The sequence below is a fragment of the Micromonospora sp. 050-3 genome (genome assembly GCF_046549335.1).
GTDB classification, from domain to species: Bacteria; Actinomycetota; Actinomycetes; order Mycobacteriales; family Micromonosporaceae; genus Micromonospora; species Micromonospora trifolii.
Window position 1 is genome coordinate 199,088 of record NZ_JAJPVX010000001.1, and the last position, 15,272, is coordinate 214,359.

The 15,272-nt window shown below is 70.9% G+C and carries 17 protein-coding genes; 9 read left to right on the top strand and 8 right to left on the bottom strand.

Annotated features, from left to right (window positions below; all coding sequences use genetic code 11):
- Positions 1–14: 14 nt before the first annotated feature.
- Entirely contained in the window at positions 15–1,232 is a 1,218-nt protein-coding gene (locus ACLJOK_RS00960) for an Imm21 family immunity protein (protein ID WP_410815531.1), read from the top strand.
- 424 nt (positions 1,233–1,656) lie between these two features.
- Here ACLJOK_RS00960 and ACLJOK_RS00965 read toward each other — a convergent pair whose 3' ends face one another.
- Together ACLJOK_RS00965 and ACLJOK_RS00970 are read right to left on the bottom strand one after the other, a co-directional pair.
- Complete coding sequence (locus ACLJOK_RS00965; protein WP_410815532.1) at positions 1,657–2,241, bottom strand: hypothetical protein; 585 nt, start codon at positions 2,239–2,241, stop codon at positions 1,657–1,659.
- Between the two features lie 30 nt (positions 2,242–2,271).
- Positions 2,272–3,459 (bottom strand): NAD(P)/FAD-dependent oxidoreductase, encoded by a 1,188-nt coding sequence (locus ACLJOK_RS00970; protein WP_410815534.1) that lies wholly within the window; start codon positions 3,457–3,459, stop codon positions 2,272–2,274.
- 251 nt (positions 3,460–3,710) lie between these two features.
- Here ACLJOK_RS00970 and ACLJOK_RS00975 point away from each other — a divergent pair, with 251 nt between their 5' ends.
- The 3 genes from ACLJOK_RS00975 (at position 3,711) to ACLJOK_RS00985 (ending at position 6,178) form a co-directional block, all read left to right on the top strand.
- Positions 3,711–4,298: a hypothetical protein gene (locus ACLJOK_RS00975; protein ID WP_410815535.1), complete on the top strand. Its 588-nt coding sequence runs from the start codon at positions 3,711–3,713 to the stop codon at positions 4,296–4,298.
- Between the two features lie 87 nt (positions 4,299–4,385).
- Positions 4,386–5,507 carry a sensor histidine kinase gene (locus ACLJOK_RS00980; RefSeq protein WP_410815536.1) on the top strand — a complete coding sequence of 374 codons (1,122 nt, stop codon included), beginning with the start codon at positions 4,386–4,388 and terminating at the stop codon, positions 5,505–5,507.
- Positions 5,508–5,560: 53 nt separating this feature from the next.
- Entirely contained in the window at positions 5,561–6,178 is a 618-nt protein-coding gene (locus ACLJOK_RS00985; RefSeq protein WP_410819189.1) for a response regulator, read from the top strand.
- Between the two features lie 16 nt (positions 6,179–6,194).
- Here the strand turns inward: ACLJOK_RS00985 and ACLJOK_RS00990 are convergent, their stop codons facing one another.
- Both ACLJOK_RS00990 and ACLJOK_RS00995 read right to left on the bottom strand, forming a co-directional pair.
- On the bottom strand, positions 6,195–7,139 hold the full coding sequence (locus ACLJOK_RS00990; RefSeq protein ID WP_410815537.1) for an RNA polymerase sigma-70 factor: 945 nt from the start codon (positions 7,137–7,139) through the stop codon (positions 6,195–6,197).
- A 33-nt stretch (positions 7,140–7,172) separates the two neighbouring features.
- Positions 7,173–7,931: a hypothetical protein gene (locus ACLJOK_RS00995; RefSeq protein ID WP_410815538.1), complete on the bottom strand. Its 759-nt coding sequence runs from the start codon at positions 7,929–7,931 to the stop codon at positions 7,173–7,175.
- 104 nt (positions 7,932–8,035) lie between these two features.
- Between ACLJOK_RS00995 and ACLJOK_RS01000 the strand changes: the two genes are divergently transcribed.
- Complete coding sequence (locus tag ACLJOK_RS01000) at positions 8,036–8,629, top strand: HD domain-containing protein (protein WP_410815540.1); 594 nt, start codon at positions 8,036–8,038, stop codon at positions 8,627–8,629.
- Position 8,630: 1 nt separating this feature from the next.
- Here the strand turns inward: ACLJOK_RS01000 and ACLJOK_RS01005 are convergent, their stop codons facing one another.
- The 4 genes from ACLJOK_RS01005 to ACLJOK_RS01020 all read right to left on the bottom strand — a co-directional run bounded on the left by ACLJOK_RS01005 (position 8,631) and on the right by ACLJOK_RS01020 (position 11,494).
- Positions 8,631–9,851, bottom strand: coding sequence for an MFS transporter (locus ACLJOK_RS01005; protein WP_410815542.1), 1,221 nt, complete (start codon positions 9,849–9,851; stop codon positions 8,631–8,633).
- 76 nt (positions 9,852–9,927) lie between these two features.
- The gene (locus ACLJOK_RS01010; protein WP_410815543.1) at positions 9,928–10,407 is read right to left on the bottom strand and encodes a hypothetical protein; all 480 of its coding nucleotides are present in this window, start codon (positions 10,405–10,407) and stop codon (positions 9,928–9,930) included.
- A gap of 9 nt (positions 10,408–10,416) precedes the next feature.
- Positions 10,417–10,890: a GNAT family N-acetyltransferase gene (locus ACLJOK_RS01015; protein WP_410815545.1), complete on the bottom strand. Its 474-nt coding sequence runs from the start codon at positions 10,888–10,890 to the stop codon at positions 10,417–10,419.
- Between the two features lie 10 nt (positions 10,891–10,900).
- Positions 10,901–11,494 carry a TetR/AcrR family transcriptional regulator gene (locus ACLJOK_RS01020; protein WP_410819191.1) on the bottom strand — a complete coding sequence of 198 codons (594 nt, stop codon included), beginning with the start codon at positions 11,492–11,494 and terminating at the stop codon, positions 10,901–10,903.
- A gap of 142 nt (positions 11,495–11,636) precedes the next feature.
- Here ACLJOK_RS01020 and ACLJOK_RS01025 point away from each other — a divergent pair, with 142 nt between their 5' ends.
- From ACLJOK_RS01025 to ACLJOK_RS01040, 4 genes are all read left to right on the top strand, one after another.
- Entirely contained in the window at positions 11,637–12,656 is a 1,020-nt protein-coding gene (locus ACLJOK_RS01025) for an aldo/keto reductase (protein WP_410815547.1), read from the top strand.
- 57 nt (positions 12,657–12,713) lie between these two features.
- A complete protein-coding gene (locus tag ACLJOK_RS01030) occupies positions 12,714–13,508 on the top strand; it encodes a class I SAM-dependent methyltransferase (RefSeq protein ID WP_410815548.1) in 795 nt (264 codons plus the stop codon).
- Between the two features lie 439 nt (positions 13,509–13,947).
- Positions 13,948–14,217 carry a hypothetical protein gene (locus tag ACLJOK_RS01035; RefSeq protein ID WP_410815549.1) on the top strand — a complete coding sequence of 90 codons (270 nt, stop codon included), beginning with the start codon at positions 13,948–13,950 and terminating at the stop codon, positions 14,215–14,217.
- The gene (locus ACLJOK_RS01040; RefSeq protein ID WP_410815551.1) at positions 14,217–15,254 is read left to right on the top strand and encodes a hypothetical protein; all 1,038 of its coding nucleotides are present in this window, start codon (positions 14,217–14,219) and stop codon (positions 15,252–15,254) included. The genes ACLJOK_RS01035 and ACLJOK_RS01040 overlap by 1 nt, the downstream gene beginning before the upstream one ends.
- The last annotated feature ends 18 nt before the right edge of the window (positions 15,255–15,272 follow it).

A 15,272-nucleotide genomic window follows, 5' to 3' on the forward strand; every position in this document is an offset into this window, starting at 1 on the left:
TGCGGGAGCGCGCTGTGACAACCGAGGCAGAACGGCCACCCGACCGGCTCGCCGACATCGTCGAGCGGGCCGAAGCCGTACTCGTCGACTTCGACGGCCCGATCTGCCGCCTGTTCGGCAGCAAGGCCGCGCCGCGCATCGCCGCCGACCTGCGTCAGCTGATCCTCAGCCGGGGCGTCGTCCTGCCCGACGAGCTGCGCGACGGGGACGACCCGCTGGAGCTGTTCCGCGCGACGGCTGTGGTCGCGCCCGAGCTGGTCGGTGTCGTCGGTGCGGCCCTGGCGGCGGCGGAGGTCGAGGCGGCGGCGTCCGCGGAGACGACGATCGGCGCCTTCGACCTGGTCGCGGCGTGCCTGGCGACCGGGCGTCCCCTCGCCATCGTCAGCAACAACTCCGCCGCAGCCATCGGCGCCTATCTCGGGCGCCGCGACCGGGCCCGCTACTTCACCGCCGTCATCGGCCGAGGCGAGCATCCCGATCTGCTCAAGCCCAACCCGGTGCCGGTTGTGCAGGCCCTGCAAGCACTGAATGTCGCACCCGATGCCGCTGTTCTGGTCGGTGACTCGATCACCGACATCGCCGCCGCCCGAGCCGCCGGTGTCGCCTGCGTCGGGTACGCCAACAAACCCGGCAAGGCCGAACGCCTCGCCGCCGCCGGTGCCGACGCGATCGTCACCGACATGACCGACCTGGCCGGCGTCCTTGCTCGTACGCGCAGGCCGGTCAGCCAACTGCCGTGGGTCGACTCGGGCGGCGGGCCGCTCATCGTCGTGCCGACGACGGCGCTCGGCGAGTGGAAGGGCGCGTCGGACCACGACGATGACTCCTGGGGTGACTACGACCGGGCCTGCGACGTCGACGGTTACGTGGGGGTGCTGGACGTCGGTGCCGACCAGGCGCTCGTTCTGGCCGACGAACCGGCTTCCACCACGTACCTCCCGGACCGGCGGATCTTCGTGCGGTGGCTCTACGCCGTCTCCGAGGCAGAGGTCATCCGCCTCGTACCCCGGGCGGTCGAGATCGCCGACTGGGAAGACGCGGGCACGTGGACGACCAGCGGGCCAGCCGAGTTGTTCGACTCCGGCTACACCGGCGACGGGCTGGAGCACACCACCCACCTCACAGTGGACCTGGCTCGTGGCACCTACCTGATCCGCACCGCCCTTGTGCAACCCGACAAGACGACGGCGCTGATGCTGGTCCACCTGGTCGAAGAGACGCAGCCGGTCTGAGCGGCCCGAACAACCCCGGACAGACCCGTGAGCAGCCCGGACAGGCGCGCAACTGTTCGGAACAGGCACCGATCGTAGCGATTGCCCAACTGTCGGCAATACGCTGACGTCCAATCACCCAGGACGCCGGCGAACGAACCGGGTGATGGACATGTGGGGGCCTTCAACGTTCCGTCAGCGCTGTCGCCTATTCAGAAGGCGGCACACTCTCTTGGAGAGGGAGACATCATGCGAATCCGTCGTGTTATCTACGCAGCTGCCCTCGGAGCCATCCTGGCCGTGACCTGGATGGCCGCGCCGGCTCAAGCCGGTTGGGGCTACCCCTACTAATTGGCTTCAGGCGAATGCGGGCGGGCCGGCATCCAACAGGACTCCGGCCCGCCCGACCGCTGTGCCTCAGCCGCTGGGAGGCGCGTCGCCCCAGCTACGAGTCGAGCCGGGGCTCACACATGCCCAGGGCGTCCTCCTGCCAGGCGCTTCCGACGAGAGCGACCGGGTAGCGCACCTCTCTGAGCCGCTTGTCCTCGGTCTCGACGGAGAACCGCACCGACAGCGGCTCCGGCTGGAACGCGGTCGAGCACTCCAATGTCAGATCGACGAGAATCTGGCCGGTGCCACCCGGGCGTATCAGCCGGGCTTGACCCATGCCGCGTACCTGGGCGCCCGGCCCTTCCGCTTGGATGGCGCGGATCGTGATCGGCGCGGGGCCGGTGTTGATCAGTGTCAGCTGCCCGTTCAGCCGGACGGTTCCCCTGGAGTTCGAGCCTCCTGAATAGCCCGACTCGGGTAGGGCCACGAGAGCGACCACGCTGGACCGTTCGCGCTGGGCGCGAGAGTCGCGCAATTCGCCGACACCGATGCCGCCGAGCACCACACCGATCACGAAGGCGACGACGAGTTGAAGCAGCACGCTCCGCCTGTTCGCGACGTTTCGCTGGGTGGTGCCGCCCCGTTCGTCCGGCTCATGAGCGGGTTCGTCGAGGTCGATCACCACATGCTCCGCCGCCATTGGGACAGCCTAAGGCTGGCGCAGGTCCGGTCAGGACGCGGCCGTGGGGATCTCCGATCGGGTCCCAACGACGCGGTGGCGGCGGACCGGGTACAGGACCGGGTGCGCGATGCTCCAGGCGGCGCCCGTGCAGACGAACTCCTTGTACCGGGCCGCCAGCTTTCCGGTGAGGAGGGCCGGCCTGGCCCGGTCGTCGGCGGTCACGTACTGGATGATGCCGTCGCGGCGGCCGAGGCTGATGCACTGGTTGAAGTAGCGCAGTGGAGCCTTCGGGAACTTCGCCCGACCGGTCAGGCGTGCGGCGATGGCGTCGGCGGCCTGCCAGGCCATCGGGATGCCCGAGGCGCAGGACATCCGCAGCGGCTTGCCGCCCGGTCCTTCGGCGATCGCGGCGTCGCCCACCGCGTACACCTCGGGGTGTGAGACCGACCGCATGCTGGCGTCGACGATGATCTGCCCGGTCTCCGCGACCGCCAGGGTCGTGGCGGCGGCGATGGGGTGGACGGCGAAGCCTGTCGTCCACACTGTCACCTGGGCCGGGATCTCCCGGCCGTCGCGGGTGACAGCACCGGCCTCCTCGACCCGCGTGATGTCGGTGTGCTCGTGCACCGTGATGCCGAGCCGGTCGCAGACGCCGCGCAGGTGCTGCTGCGCCCTGCCGTTGAGCCAGTCGCCGAGACCGCCGCGGGCGGCGAGCGCGACATCGAGGTCCGGCCGGGTCTCCGCGATCTCGGTGACCGCTTCGAGGCCGGTGAGGCCGCCACCGACGACGAGCACGGTCCCGCCGGCCGCGAGGTGGGCGAGGCGGTCGCGCAACCGCAGCGCCGAGGGCCTGCCGGCGATGTCGTACGCGTGCTCGGCGACCCCGGGGACGCCGTGATCGGCGGTAACGCTGCCGAGGGCGTAGACGAGCGTGTCGTACGCGATCTCGTCGGCGCCGTTGTCGTCGGCGAGCGCGACGGTCCTGCGATCGGCGTCGACGGCGGTGACCCGCGCCCGCAGAGGGTTGACGCCGGTGCCGGCGTAGACCTTGCTCAGTGGGCGTGGTGTGAGGTCCTGTCCGGCGGCGAGTTGGTGCATGCGGACCCGCTCGACGAAATCCGCGTCGGCGTTGACGAGGGTAATCTCGGTGTCGTCCGGGTGCAGCCGCTTGGCGAGGCGCCCGGCGGCCATGGCTCCGGCGTAACCCGCTCCGAGGACGACGATGCGGTGCTTCATGGTGGCACTCCTGTCTCGGTGGTGGTCGCTTCCTGAACCGGACAGCGACGCGATTCCTGACAGGCCTCGGCTATGACCTGGGTCACCAGCTTCCGGTCCGACTCGCCGGTGCGAGGGAGGCGCTCATGCGTGCGGGGGAGGCGTCGGGCGGTGGCAAGATCGCCGGGCGGAGCGATGTCTGCGCGGTGGCGGAACGGCAGGCTCAATCACGTCGAACACCCGACGTGAACGCCTCCCAAGGAGTCACCACAATGCAGTTTCGCCCCGCATTCATTGCCGCCCCGGTCCTGGTCATGGGCTACGGCATCGTCCGTCTGATCGACGGCCTGGACGGTGTTCGTGGTCCCGGCCCGGCCTGGACCATCGGGCACCTCGCGTTTCTCGGCGCGCTCGTCGCGTTCATCTCGGTGTTCTGGCAGATGCGCCGCATGGCTGGCGGCCGGACCCTCGCGACGGTGAGCGCCACGGCCGGCACCTTCGGGGCACTGGCGCTGATCACCCAGTTCTCGATCGACCTCGTCGCCGGCTTCCTGGCCACCGACAACTACGGCATGAGCATGATCATCCACGACGTGCGCACCCTGCCCGGCATCTCGCAGCTGGCCTACGACTTCGGGCCGTACGCCTTCTATCTCGGCCAGCTCGTGCTGGTCGTCCTGCTCGCCGTGCAGCGCCGGGTCAAGGTGTGGACGCCGATCCTGGTGCTGGCCGACCTCGCCACGCCGTTCATCGACAAGGACCTGATCCCGCTGGGCTCGGCCCTGCTGCTGGTCTCCTTCCTCCCGCTGGCCCGGGGTGCCGCCGCCACCTCCACGCAGCCGGTGCCCGCCCTTGCCTGAGCGGCGAGTCCCGAACCGAACCCCAGCACCACCGGGGGGATCGGGTGCCCGTGAGGGAGGAGGTCAGGAGCTGTGAATACTGTCGCGATGTCGCTCGCCCGCCTCGTGCGTACCACCAATCCGTACGTGGTGGACGCGGCGATCACCGTGTTCGTCCTGATCGCGGTGTCCCTGCCGTTCGTGCTTCCCGGACCGGGTCGCGAGCCAGGGCCGCTGGCCTACCTGCTGACCGCCGGCACGGCGATCCCGCTGATCTGGCGCCGACGGGTGCCGCTCACCGTCCTGCTGGTCGTGGCACTGGCCACGATCGCGGGCAAAGCGGCGGACGCGCCGGGGCAGCCACTCGCGTACGGCGGGCTGGTCGCCCTCTACACGGTCGCCGCGCTCGGTGGTCGCCGGCAGCGCTGGTGGGCGCTCGCCGCGACCTTCCCGGGGGTGGCCGCGGGGGTGGCGTTCAACACCAACCGCGTCAGCGAGTACTTCTACACCTTCCTGGTCTTCTTCACCGCGTACGTGCTGGGTCGGCTCAGCTCCGCCCGGCAGGAGCGCGCGACCGCCCTGGAGGACCGGGCGCTCCGCGCCGAGCGTGAGCGCGAGTTCGAGGCCGACCGGGCCGCCGTCCGCGAGCGGGCCCGGATCGCCCGGGAGATGCACGACGTGCTGTCCCACGCGGTGAGCCTCATGATCGTGCAGGCCGAGGCCGGGCCGGTCGCGGTGCGTACCGCGCCGGACCGGGCCGAGGCAGCGTTTGACGCGATCGCCGCCGCCGGCCGGGACGCGATGGTGCAGCTGCGCGGCATGCTCGGCCTGCTGCGCTCCGAGCCCGGGCCCCGCAGCCCGCAGCCCACCCTGGCCCAACTGCGGTCGCTGATCGACGGTGTTCCGGTGGCCGGCCTGCGGGTGACCGGGGAACCGCGCCCGGTGTCCGCCGACGTGGAGTTGGCCGCGTACCGGATCGTGCAGGAGGCCCTCACCAACGCGCTCAAGCACGCGGCGGCCAGCACTGTCGACGTACAGCTCGGCTGGTCGCCCGATGCCCTCACGGTCACCGTGACCGACGACGGCGCTGGAACCGGCGGCCCGGGCGGCGGACACGGCCTCGTCGGCATCCGGGAACGCGCGATCGCCTGCGGCGGTACGGCGAAGGCCGAACCGGCGGCAGGCGGACGCGGGTTCACCGTCGAGGCTCGGCTACCGTTCCCGGCGTGACGATTCGGGTGGTGATCGCAGACGACCAGGAACTCGTCCGCAGCGGATTCTCCATGATCCTCGACGCCCAGCCGGACATCACCGTCGTCGCCGACGTCGGTGACGGGGCCGCGGCCGTGGCCGCCGTCCGGGAGCACCAGCCGGAGGTGACGCTCCTGGACATCCGCATGCCGACGATGGACGGCATCGAGGCCGCCCGCCGCATCTGCGCGGAGAGTGCCAGTCGGGTGATCATGCTGACCACCTTCGACCAGGACGACTACATCTACGAGGCGCTCTACGCCGGCGCAAGCGGCTTCCTGCTCAAGGACGTACGCCGCGACGACCTCGTCCACGCCGTGCGGGTCGTGGCCGCCGGCGACTCGCTGCTGGCCCCGTCGGTGACCCGGCAGATCATCTCGGACATCACCGGCCGCCACCGGCCCGGATCGCCCCGGCTGGCCGCCACGCCCGACGCCCGCCTCGACGTGCTCACCACCCGCGAACGGGAGACCCTGCACCTGCTGGGCCGTGGCCTCGCCAACGCGGAGATCGCCCAGACCCTGGTGGTCAGCGAGCACACAGTGAAGACCCACGTCAGCAACGTGCTGACCAAGCTCGGCCTCCGCGACCGCACCCAGGCCGTGATCTGCGCCTATGAGACCGGCCTGATCACCGCCGGCGAGAACTGAGCGGCTGCCCCGCAGGTCACCAGACGTGGAGGGCGGGCTCCCCGTGCTCGGTCGCGGACCACTGTCGGGTGGCGCGGACGAGCTTGTCGGGGTTGACCTGGTTGTGAATGGTCGTGACACCCTCGGGCGTCACCTCCAGAGACATCACACCGATGACCCGGTCGTCGATCACGACCACCACCGCCGGAGCGCCGTTGGCGGTGGTGACGTGCAGGGCGGGGCTGCCACCGACCAGGTCCCGTTTGACGTCGGCGGGCTTGAACAGGCCACGCAGGAACTTCGCCACCGCCAGCGCGCCGACGATCGGCGCGGCCCGGGCCGGGATCTTGCCGCCACCGTCGGCGGTGCTCGTCGCGTCGTCGGTCAGCAACTCCACCAGCCGCTGGATCTCGCCGTTGTTGGCCGCGGCGAGGAACTCCGCGACGATCTTCCGCGCGGCGGCCTGGTCGACCTCCGCGCGTCCCCGTTCGGCGGTGACGTGCTGCTTGGCACGCCGGTAGGTCTGCTGGCAGTTCGACTCGGTGATGCCGAGGATCTCGGCGATCTCGCCATGCGAGTAGCCGAAGGCCTCCCGCAGCACGTACACCGCGCGTTCGTTGGGCGACAACCGCTCCAGCAGGGTGAGCACTGCCATCGAGACCGATTCGCGCTGCTCGGCGGTGTCGAGTGGGCCGAGCATCCGGTCCCCGGCGAGGACCGGTTCGGGCAGCCAGGTGCCCACATAGGTTTCCCGCCTGGCCCGCGCCGAGGTCAGCTGGTTGAGGCACACGTTGGTGAGGACCTTCGTCAGCCACGCCTCGGGCGTCTCGACGTGCTCCCGGGCGGCGCCCTGCCAGCGCAGGAAGGTGTCCTGGACGGCGTCCTCCGCGTCGCTGGCCGAGCCCAGCAGGCGATAGGCGATCGCCTCCAGGCGGGCCCTGGAGTGCTCGAACACCTCGACCTCGTCCGGACTGAGCGGCATGGCTAGACAGTATCCAGGCGCACGGCGAACGGCTCAGGGCTGGCTCGTGCTCGGGCCGGAAACCCGGCTCGGCTCCCGCCGGCTCCTGTAGAAGATCAGCCCGGCCAGCAGCAGCACGAGCGCCAGCGGCACCAGCACGGGGGCGAGGGCCGCCCAGAGCAGCCACGCCGGCTCCGTCAACCCATTGGTCATCAGGCCCTGCCAGGTGGGGACGACGCCCGGGAGGAGAACGATCGTCACGAGCGTGCCAACCAGTCGGGGTACGGGTGGACGTTGCCGTCCCGCCAGCCAGAACAGCGCCGCCCCGGCCGCGGCACCCAGGACGGCGGCAATGAGGGTGACGGTGACGTAGCCGTCGGGCGCGGCTGGCGCGAACCTCAGGACCGCCCCGCGGTCCATCTGAGTGAACGTGGCCGTCAGCCCGTCCCGTTCGGCCCGCCAGCCATCACATGGCGTGCCCGTGACCCGATGACTGCCCTGCCAACCCAGTGCTGTGGCGTTGCGCCGCACCGACTCGGAGTGCGTGCAGCCGGCAGCCTCGTCGTAGTGGAACTCCGTGAACGGCGAGCCGAAGTCGTCAGGGGCCAGGACACCGTAGAGGTAGTTGTTCCCGGCGCTCGAGCCGAATGGTTCGGTGCCGGGAAGCAACTCCGCCGCCATGGTCTGTGCCTGGTCGGAGTTGACTGGCGCGGTGCCGCGGCCGGCGTACCAGGAGCCGAGGCTCAGGCCGGCCGTGCCGAACAGCGCCGCGCCGAGCAGAACCATCGCGACCTGCCGTAGTCGATCTCTCACCGGTGAACCCCTTCGCTGGTGTGGGGGAGCGTAGCCAAGGCGAACCAGCTCTGGATGCTCCGCGAGAGGGACCGGGCGCGCGCGGTGGTCGTACCCTTGCCGCGATGACGTCCGATTCGTTGCGCCGCGCCCTCACCGCACCCGCGGACCCGCCACTACGGCCCCTGCCCGACCCTGTCGTCGCCCTGCTGGTGGCCCTGCACGCGCCGCCGCGCCTCGCCGCGCACCTGCGGGCCGTGCACGACGTGGCCGCGCAGCTCACCGACGCGATGGCGCACCGGTTCCCGCAGCTCCCGTTCGACAGCGAGGCGGTGCTCTTCGGCGCCGCCACCCACGACATCGGTAAGGTCCGGCACCCGGAGGAGTTGTCCGGGCCCGGTTCCGCGCACGAGCCGGCCGGTTACGAGCTGCTGCTCCAGCACGGTTTCGCCGAGTCGTCGGCCCGGTTCGCGCGCGACCACGCGTCCTGGCACCGGGACGGCATCGACGTCGACGACCTGCTGGTCAGCGTGGCCGACAAGGTGTGGAAGGGAAAGCGGGTCACCGACCTGGAAGAGCTGCTCGTGGACCGGCTGGCCGACGTCACCGGCCGCGAGCGGTGGTCGGTCTTCCTCGACCTGGACGACATCCTCGACCAGATCGCCGCCGACGCGGATCGCCGACTCGCCTTCCAGGCGACCCATCCGGTACGCGGCTGATTCAGCGGCTCGTCCGGCCCGCTCCAACCGTTCGGCGCGGTGCGGGCACGGTTGCCGTCTCGTCGTGCGGTGCCGACCGGCGGCGGAACGTGGCCACCACCACGGCGGTCAGGCAGATCGCCGCGGCTGCCACGAGCGGGGGGCGGGCGCCGAGGTGGACGGCCGCGGAGCCGAGCGGGATCGCGACGACGAGCGGTCCGAACATCGCGGTGTTGGCCGTCGCGGAGACCCGTCCCAGCAGCGCAGACGGCGTGTGGGTCTGCACGGCGGTCACCGCCGCGACCAGGGTCCAGGGCAGCCCGACGCCGGCTACCACCGCCCCGACGACGGTGGCCGGCCACCACGGCAGGCAGCGCGCCAGGCAGCCGATCGCGAACAGCGCCGTTCCGGCGACACCGACGGCGACAGCACCTCGTGCCGCGATGAGCCGGCCGACGATCAGGCCACCGAGAATGGAACCGGCACCCTGCGCGCTGGCCAGCACCCCCAGGAACGTCGTCGGCAGGCGCAGCTCGGTCACGACGATCGCGTAGATTCCCGCCGTCGTGAAGCCGGACATGGCGATCGACACCGCGGCGAGCACGACCGGCATTCGTGTTGCTCGCTGTCCGAACAGGACCACCAATCCGGTACGCGGGCCGCCGCCGCGTTCCGTGCGCCGGTCGGTGGGCGTGCGGTTCAGGCGGAGTAGCGCGTACAGGGTGGCGACCAGGACCGGCATGGCCGCGCTGAGGACGGCGACCGCGTGGCCGCCCCGCCACACGTAGAGGCCGGCCCCGGCCAGGGGAGCGACGAGCTTCATGCCCTCCTGGGCGCTGGAGCGCCACCCGTTGACGTCGCCGAGTTCGGTCGGCGCGAGCGCCGACGGCAGCAGCGCCGTCTCGCCGGCGTCGATCAGCACGTAGCTGACGCCGTAGGCGCACGAGACGGCGAAGATGAGCCAGATCTGCCCCGGCCCGCGCACCGCGAGCAGTGCCAGCAGGGCGGCGGCCAACATGAGGTTGACGGCGATGACCAGCGGTCGCCGGGATGCCCGGTCGAGCAGACCGCCCAGCCATGGGCCGGCGAGCACCGGGGCGTACACGCAGAGCCCGGCGAGAGCGGCGAGGCTGGTGGAGCCGGTGCGGTCCAGGATCCAGATGCCGGCTACCAGGGACATGGCGCTGCTGCCGAAGCCGGACAGCAGGGAGATCGCCACGAACAGGCCCGCGTTGCGACGCATGAGCACTCCGAGGTGAGTCGAGGTGACTCATATCCTCAAGCTTGAGCGGGAACCAGGGCAATGCCGCTGTGCCCTGTCAACGAGTCGTTGACAGGGCGACGTCGATCTTCGTCGCGGCGGTCCGCACGGGCGCGGGCAGTCGCTCACCCGCTTCGGCGAGATCGGCGGCGAGGTGCACTGCCAACGCGTGCAGCGAGCCGGGGGCGGCGTCCAGCGCGGCGTCCACAGTGCTCCGCACGAGTGCCGCTCGACGAAATCGGCTGTCCCACCGCCGATCGGCACCGATCCACCGGGCGAGGTCGGCCACTGCCGCCCGCAACGCCGCGATCTGCTGAGGCAACCGGAGGTCGAGCTGCTGCCGCCGCGACCACCGCGCCGCCACCAGCCGCTGTCGACGCTGCTCGGCGGCCTGCCGGCTGCCGAGGCCGAGTGCCCTCGCGATCTGAGCCCAGGTCGCACCGTCGTGGCGCGCACGGTCGATGATCTCCAGCTCCTGCTCGTCCAGGCGGGCGCGGGTAGCGCGAATCTCCGCCAGCCAAGCCAGCTCCGACGTCATCTGTCAACGTTACATTGACATCGTCGGGACCTCGGCGGTGATCGCCCTGGGTTCGCGGACCATGAACACGTCCACCGGATCCTCGGTGTCGACTGTGAAGCCGTGCCGCTCGTACAACCGCCGGGCCGGGCTGCCCCGCAGCACGTTCAGCCGGACCCGCGTACCGGCGCTGTCGCACCGGTCCAGCAGTTCGCGCAGCACGGCCGTGCCGATGCCACTGCCCTGTAGCCGCGGGGTCAGATAGAAGTGCTCCAGCCAGTGGGCGTCCGCGTCGGGCCGCAGCGCCACGCAGCCGGCGAACGCGGCGTCCACCTCGACGACCCAGGTGTACGCCGGTGCGAAACCGTCCCGCAGGCGCTGCCGCACCCGCTGTTCGTCGTACCGCCCGAGCCGCTCCAGATCGGCCCGCAGCACCACCGCCCGCAACTCGGCCACCGCGTCGACGTCCGCCGCCGAGGCCGGCCGAAGCTCCCAGTCCGCCATGATCAATAAGCTATCGCGGCCCGGTGCCCTGGCGTTGGCGCAGCCCCGCGACGAGGAGTTCGACCATGCGACGCGCGTCGTAGCGGGGTTCGCCGGCGCCGATGCAGAGATTGCCGACACCGCGCAGCAGCTCGAAGGCCGTCACGTCGGGGCGGATCTCACCTGCCACGGCAGCGGCGTCGAGCAGTTGGGCGCACACCGGCACGAGGCGGTCCAGGAAGTAGGCGTGCAGCGTCTCGAAGGCTGCGTTGTCGGACTGCAGCGCCTCGGCGAGGCCGTGCTTCGTGACCAGGAAATCGACGAAGAGGTTGATCCACTGGGCGAGGGCGGCGTGCGGTGTGCTGCTGTCTGCCAGCAGAGTCGGGCCAGCCTCCGCGCACGCCTCGACCTGGTGTCGGTAGACGGCGACGATGAGATCGGCGCGGGTCGGGAAGTGGCGGTAGATGGTGCCCACACCGACGCCGGCCCGGGCGGCGATGTCGCGTACGGGCGCGTCCACGCCCGAGGCGACGAAGGTCGAGGCGGCGGCGTCCAGCAGTGTCGCCTCGTTGCGCCGGGCGTCGGCCCGCTTTCGCGGGGTCGGCCTCCCTGATCCGCTGTCGATGTCGGCCACCGCGCCGTTACCCCCGTCACTTGGCAAACGGAACGTTGTTCCGTATCGTTCTTAGCGGAACATGGTTCCACTTACTTCAGGATGCCAGAGCGAGTGGGCCAGTGTCACCTCACCCTTCCGTGGAGGAACAGCCATGCAGTACCGCACCCTGGGGCGCACCGGCGTCCAGGTCAGCACCCTCGTGCTCGGCGCGATGAACTTCGGCAAACTGGGGCACACCACCCAGGGCGAGGCGACGGCGATCGTCGACGCCGCGCTGGAGGCCGGAATCAACCTGATCGACACCGCAGACATGTACAGCCAGGGCGAGTCGGAGCAACTGGTCGGCAAGGCCATCGCCGGCCGCCGCGACGACATCGTGCTGGCCACGAAGGCCGGCATGCCGATGGGCGACGAGCGCAATCAGCGGGGCGCCTCGCGCCGCTGGCTCATCACCGAGTTGGACAACAGCCTGCGCCGCCTCGGCGTCGACCACGTCGACCTCTACCAGATCCACAGATGGGACCCGAGCACCAGCGACGAGGAGACCCTGTCGGCGTTGACCGACCTGCAACGGGCCGGGAAGATCCGCTACTTCGGCTCCTCGACCTTCCCCGCGTACCGCATCGTTCAGGCCGAGTGGGCCGCGCGAAAGCACCACCTGGGCCGTTACGTCACGGAGCAGCCCAGCTACTCGATCCTGCAACGGGGGATCGAGGCCCACGTCCTGCCCGTGACCGAGCAGTACGGGCTCGGCGTGCTCGCCTGGAGCCCGCTCGCCTCGGGCTGGCTCTCCGGCGCGATCCGCGCCGGCCGGGAGATCACCACCAGCCGATCGGCGCTCCTGCCCGCCCGCTTCGACCTCAGCGTCCCGGCCAACCAGGCCCGGCTCGACGCCGTCGAGCAACTGGCCACAGTCGCCGACGAGGCGGGGCTCACCCTGATCCAGCTCGCCCTCGGTTTCGTCACCGCGCACCCGGCCGTGACCAGCGCGATCATCGGCCCCCGCACCATCGACCACCTGCACGCCCAGCTCGCCGCCGCGGACACCGTGCTCCCGGCCGACGTGCTCGACGCGATCGACGCGATCGTCGCACCCGGGGTCGACCTCGCCGCAGCCGAGAAGTTCGACACCCCGCCCGCCCTGCTCGACCCGGCGCGGCGGCGTCGCTGAGCATTCGGATGCGGTGGTCGGCCTAGGTCAGCGGCTGGCCTGTCGTATCGTTCCAGGATGGCGCAGCCGGTGTGGGCGAACGGTGACGCGTACGAGGCGTACGTGGGTCGGTGGAGTCGCCTGGTCGCTGTGGACTTCCTGCGTGGGTTGGCAGTGCCGCCGGGGCGGCACTGGCTCGATGTGGGCTGCGGCACCGGGGCGCTGACCTCGACGATCCTCACCCACGACGATCCCGTCGGAATAACCGGCGTCGACCCGTCGGAGGGTTTCGTCGCTGTCGCGCGTACCCGGGTCACCGACCCCCGGGCGGCCTTCCAGGTCGGTGACGCCCGGGCGTTGCCGCTGCCCGATCGTGTCGCGGACGTGGTGGTCAGCGGATTGACGCTCAACTTCGTGCCGGAGCCCGCGCGGGCGGTGGCGGAGTTCGCCCGGGTGGTGCGGCCGGCCGGGGTGGTGGCCGCCTACGTGTGGGACTACGCCGAGGGAATGGCGATGATGCGGCACTTCTGGGCCGCCGCCGCACAGCTCGACACGGCCTCGGCGAAGCTGGACGAGGGGAACCGCACCACTGTGTGTCAGCCCGACGCGCTCCGCACGCTGTGGGAGCGGGCCGGGTTGCGGGACGTGTCGGTCTGGCCGGTCGACGTACCGACGACCTTCACGGACTTCGCCGACTACTGGACACCGTTCCTCGGCGGTCAGGGGTCCGCGCCGGGGTACGTCGCGACGTTGGCCGAATCCGACCGGGCCGCGCTGCGGGAGTCGCTGGAGACCCGGCTGCCGGTCGAGCCGGACGGGTCGATCCGGCTCACCGCGCGGGCCTGGGCCGTACGCGGCACGCCGCCCGACTAGCCGTCGCGCCGGGCCCCGCCGCCACTGTCGCAAACCGGACAAGACGGTAAAGCCCCTGGTAGAGCACCCTTGGGGCAGGTGGAGGTAGACGGGTGGCGGGCCACATCCCGATCCTCCGGCCCGGCGGGGACAACATTGTCCCCACCGGTGCCGCCCTCACCCAGCCCGGCCATGATGCCGCGGCGGTCACGGCACAGCTGCCGTACCGAGCGCGCACACCACAGGCCACGGCTGCCAACGACACCCTGCGGGCGCCCGCAGCGGTGCCTCCGCCCATCGGGACAGGGACGTCAGCACCGCCGGGCAGTCAGGCGACGCCGCCCACCGGCCGTACCTGCCGTCCACGTGCCCCGCCGGCCTTTCGCACTGTCGACCCGCCGGGTCCGGCGCCGCCCAACCGCGCGCCGAGCCCTGGCGACCGAGCCAGAAAGGGGACGACATGGCCGCTCCCACTGCGACCGCAGCCTTGAACGCATCCGTCTTCGCGCCGGGTGCCCAGATGCTGCTGACCGTCACCTACTCAGACGCCGACACCAAACCGCTGACCGTCACCATCGTGGTCACCGACGCGCAGGGCAACAGCAGCGCACCGGTCAAGGTCACGGCGGTCATCGACCCGCTCACCGTGACCGTCACCGACAACTCCGGGCGTACCTGGACCCGGGCCTCCGACAACGGCTCCGTGGCCGTGTATCGGTCGGTGGCGTGATGCCCCGGGTAACCGTCCAGGTCCGCGACGCCGCCGGAAACACCGCGACGGCCACCGCCGACTACAGCCTGGGCCAACCCGTGCTCGGCGGTTACTACCTCTCCGGTGGTGCCGATCCGACCGCCGACATGGCCGGCGGCAACTTCCGGTCGCTCACCCAGTACCGCAGCTTCGCCGACGGCTACATTTTCCCCGGCTACAACCGACCCTGGCTGGTCAACCTGGGCAAGGCCGGGGTGCAGATGAACATGGTCCTGGAGTTGAAGCACTACGGCGCTCCGAACTACGGACCGCAGAGCTTCGCTGTGGACGGCACCAGCTACACAGTGCCGGCGCCGACGATGACCATCCAGCAGCGACCCGGCACGACCTGGCCGAAGGCGTACGGGTACGGCCAGGTGCTCAAGGGGCAGTGCGACGGGTTGTTCGCCCGCGCCCTGTCGCAGTACCGGACGCTCGGCTTCGGGGTGAACATCCAGCTCGCCTCGGAGTTCGACACCGACCACGAGTTCGGCACCACCGAGGACGGCAAGGCCTACACCTGGGCCGAGTCGGACGCTCGGGCGGTGCAGGCGGTGAACTACATCCTGACGTGGTTCAAGGCACGGACCCTGCCGGCCGGAACGACCTTCTCGGTCGGGCTGGGCGGCTTCGATCGGGCCTGCTTCCAGCGTATGCACCCGGAGTCGCTGATGACCCGCCTCGACTATCTCCAGTGGAACGCGTACGCCACCAATGCCAGCCACACCGCGCTGGCCCGGTTTCGGCGCACGAAGGACTGGGCGGTGGCGGATCTCGGCCCGGTGGCGCTGTCCCGGCCCGTGATCATCGCCGAGTGGGGGGTCAGGTCGGCCGAGATCCCGGACCAGGCCGCCTGGATCGCCACAGTGCCGGCGGCGATCGCCCAGCTCAACGCCGAGGGTGGGCCACGCATCGTGCGCACCAACTACTTCAACTCCGGGTGGGGCACCCTGACGCCGAAGGCGACCGGGTTGGCAGCGCTCCGCGAGGCGTACGCCAAGCAGCCGTACGCCTGACCGGGCTCCGGCGGCTCC